The following is a 3,564-nucleotide window of genomic DNA, read 5'->3' on the forward strand; positions in this document are numbered from 1 at the left end:
GACTTATTTGCCGAAGCAGCCAAACACTGGGACTTAGAAAGGCTCTACCAAGCTTTTGCAGAAGCTAAACGGCAAATCTCACCTCGATCGCGCCGGGGACTCACAGAAACCGAAAAACTCTACCTCCGAGGCTTGCTTTCCGGTTGCAGCCCCGCCGAAATAGCTAAAAAAATGTTTCAGACTTCCAAAAGTGCAGAGGTTTATTTATGTAAAACTTTATACCAGTATGTGAAAAAACTCGCCGATGTACCTAACGAACCTGTAGGAAATTGGCGCAATATTTGCGATCGGCTACAGGAAGCTGGATATAAAACACTCTCTTCTTCTGAATTTAAAATGAATAATTCTATACCTACAGAAGCATTAGTAAAAATAGTTAATATAGGTTGGCTTGAACAAAGTACAATATCAATGGATATCAACATCCAATTAACATTCCCCTCAACTTCAGAAACTCCAAAAACCGAAGACTTGGATCGAGACGGTTAGATGGGCGATCGCACTTGTGGACAGAAAGGGCGATCGCCCCTCCACTGAGAGGCCAAAATGTTAATAATCTTATAGCTGATTGTTTGAAAAGAAATTTTTTGTTAAAATATCAAAAATAAAACAGTCTTGCCCGCTTCGATTTTACCTAAAACAATCAAACTTTTAGTCAAATTTATGTCTCGATTAAATATACGCTCGAAAAATAAAGCTCTGGGCTTTGTCCTTGGTTTATTAATTTTTGTCATTTTCATTCCCGGATGTTGGGCCTTAACAACTAATATTGCTCCAAAAATTCAGCCAACAGATAACAAAGTAGCTGTGCGTGCAGATGTACAAAATACATCAAATTCTCGCTCTTCTTTAGGAGTTGGGCTTAGTGGAATTGCTGACTACTCAACACAATTACCCTTTTTAGATGCTTTCAAATCTTCTAGACAATGGATAACTCAATGCGTCAGCGGACAACCAAACTGTAAGGGTGAATGGGATACAGAAGAATACAATCTTTTAAACCTTGATGAAAATGGGTGGGTGAAATCTTTGCCATCCCCCGAAGATGCTCCTAAATATACTAGGGTAAGTACCCTATTGCTCAGGGAAATCCCCAATCGCTATCCTTCAGGGCAATATATTGTTACTTATGAGGGTGAGGGTGCGATCGAATATCGCTTTGATGCCAAAAAAGATGAGGCTGCGTCGAAACCGGGGAGGGACATCGTTAATGTCGATGCCACACAAGGCGGAGGCATCATGATTATAATTACTGCTACCGATCCCAATAAAACAGGGAATTATATCCGCAATATCAAAGTTGTTCACTCCCAAGATGAACAGCTTTATCAAAGCGGTGAAATATTTAATCCGCTGTTTATAGATAAGATTAAAAGATTTAGAGTCTTGCGTTTTATGGACTGGATGGGTACAAATAATTCTGAACAAAAAGACTGGTCAAAGCGACCTAAACCAGAGAGTGTATCCTATGCTTACAGAGGAAATGTTCCCATAGAAGTTATGGTGAATTTATCTAACAAACTCCAAGCAGAACCCTGGTTTAATATGCCGCATCAGGCTACGGATGAATATATGACTAACTTTGCTAAAATGGTAAAAGATAGTTTAGATCCCAAGCTGAAAGTTAATGTAGAGTATTCTAATGAGGTTTGGAATTGGTCATTTCCACAATCGAATTATGCTTTGGAACAAGGTAAAGCTAAGTGGGGAGATAAAGGCGATGCTTTTATGCAATGGCACGGAATGCGTAGCGCTCAAATGTGCGATATCTGGAAAGGAGTTTTTGGGGATCAAAAGAATCGAGTTGTCTGCGTGTTAGGAACTCAAAGAGCCTGGAGAGAGTTAGGAAATTATGCTTTAGATTGTCCCTATTGGGTAGCTGAGGGCAATAAACCTTGTTATCAACACGGCATTGATGCCCTAGCCATAGCTGGATATTTTAGCGGCAACTTGGGCGGGAAAGAAAGTGTCAGCACAGTAGAGTCTTGGTTGAATGACGCAGATGGTGGGTTTGGCAAAGCTTTTAAGCAATTAAGAGAGGGCGGGTTGCTGCCGGGGTTCAAAGATAGTTTGCCTGACGTGAATAATGACTTTAGGTATTACTTAGATGTGGCTCAAAAGAAAGGTCTCAAGTTATTTGTTTACGAGGGCGGTCAACATATTGTAGGTATTGAAGGAGTTGAGAATAATGAAAAACTGACTCAGTTTTTTATGGAATTAAATAGGCGGCCAGAAATGTATGATATGTACACCCAATTACTGAATAGTTGGAAACAAGCTGGAGGCATTCTTTTCATGCACTTTGTGGATGTGAGTTCATTTAGTAAGTGGGGAAGTTGGGGGGCTTTGGAGTATGTGGAACAAAAGGGTTCGCCTAAGTATGATGCCTTGATGGATTTTATGGATAAGAATCCTTGCTGGTGGGAGGGCTGTGCTGTGGGGGGACGATCGGGAATTGGGTGGAATCAAGAATCCTTCGATCGCACTTCCTCAAAATCTTCCGCATCTTCCGACAAACCAGAACCCTCGCCATTCCTCAACCTCGGCGATTCCCGATTGCTCCCAGAATACCTGTCATCCAAACCCGAATCCCTCAGCGAAATCGCACTTCTTTGACTCGCCGACAATCGATCTGAGCGGCGATTTGTCCCCAAAATCGGCCGCTTCCGAGTTAAAGTTTTCCAAGCAGCCTTAATTCCTGTAACCACGCTGCGAGTTGTCACCTGCACGTTTTGCGCCTGCCTCTTGGCGCTACCAAGACTGCGATCGACCTGCTTGACAACCTCACCCGCACTTTGCACCCCATCGCTAACATCATCCGTCAACTCGCTAATTTCCAGCCCCGTCAACCGAATCGCCTCCAAAGTAGGCGGAAACTCGCGAGAAAGCGTGTCAGCCAGCTTTTCAACGCTGCGCGCTGCCCGTGTCAATGCTTGCACTGCAGGTATTAAAGTGACTAAAACAGCAGTCAGGCTAACCGCCACTAACAAAATCGAAAGTCCTAGCCAGAATATGGGATCGCTCACTTGAATCTCGGATTTGGGGTTTGGGGTTTCATGGAATTTAGCGGAGGGGAGGGCGCAACGGGGGAGTCACTTCGGCTTCAGTTTCCGAGAATGTTTGACGTTCCCGCTGAGTTGCTTCTAAACCCGCTGCGATCGCCTCTTTGAGTCTAACCAAAGTTTCGTCCCAATTTCGCAGTGCAGTCTCCGAAAGTCGATCGGCCTGCAACTGCACGCTACTCGATAAATCCTCCGCCAACTCCGGTAAGGCATCGGCCGATTTTTTCAATATCTGTCGCGTCTCCTTGCCCGTTCGCGGTGCCATCAGCAACCCAGTCACGGCCCCGATCGCCGAACCCACCAACACACCGCCAATAAAGAATCCCGAACGTTTAGATGACATTTTTATAACTACTCTCTCTCCATACGTTTTAGGATAGCTTACCTCAAAGGTCGATCGCGCTTGGACCAGAGCATTCGCCCAAAACCCAGCAATCCCAAAAGTTGCCGAACCTGTTGCAGTTGCAATTCCAGTTGTTGATAGCGCCGTCGCAGTTGGCGC

General features: G+C 44.4%; 3 protein-coding genes. 1 reads left to right on the top strand and 2 read right to left on the bottom strand.

Annotation, left to right across the window (positions count from 1 at the left end):
• Window positions 1-489 (top strand): helix-turn-helix transcriptional regulator (locus tag WBA89_RS01940; protein WP_424403568.1); only part of this gene is annotated, 489 nt, incomplete at its 5' end.
• Window positions 490-2,465: 1,976 nt separating this feature from the next.
• Here the strand turns inward: WBA89_RS01940 and WBA89_RS01945 are convergent.
• Both WBA89_RS01945 and WBA89_RS01950 read right to left on the bottom strand, forming a co-directional pair.
• The gene (locus WBA89_RS01945) at window positions 2,466-3,026 is read right to left on the bottom strand and encodes a DUF948 domain-containing protein (RefSeq protein WP_424403570.1); all 561 of its coding nucleotides are present in this window, start codon (window positions 3,024-3,026) and stop codon (window positions 2,466-2,468) included.
• Window positions 3,027-3,063: 37 nt separating this feature from the next.
• A complete protein-coding gene (locus tag WBA89_RS01950; RefSeq protein ID WP_424403572.1) occupies window positions 3,064-3,405 on the bottom strand; it encodes a YtxH domain-containing protein in 342 nt (113 codons plus the stop codon).
• Between the last annotated feature and the right edge of the window lie 159 nt (window positions 3,406-3,564).

It is taken from the genome of Microcoleus sp., assembly GCF_049646505.1.
Classification (GTDB): Bacteria; Cyanobacteriota; Cyanobacteriia; order Cyanobacteriales; family Microcoleaceae; genus Microcoleus.

What these genes read in the sequence shown, in the direction of transcription:
- WBA89_RS01950 (WP_424403572.1), bottom strand. Translation starts at nt 3,405, where the DNA reads ATGTCATCTAAACGTTCGGGATTCTTTATTGGCGGTGTGTTGGTGGGT.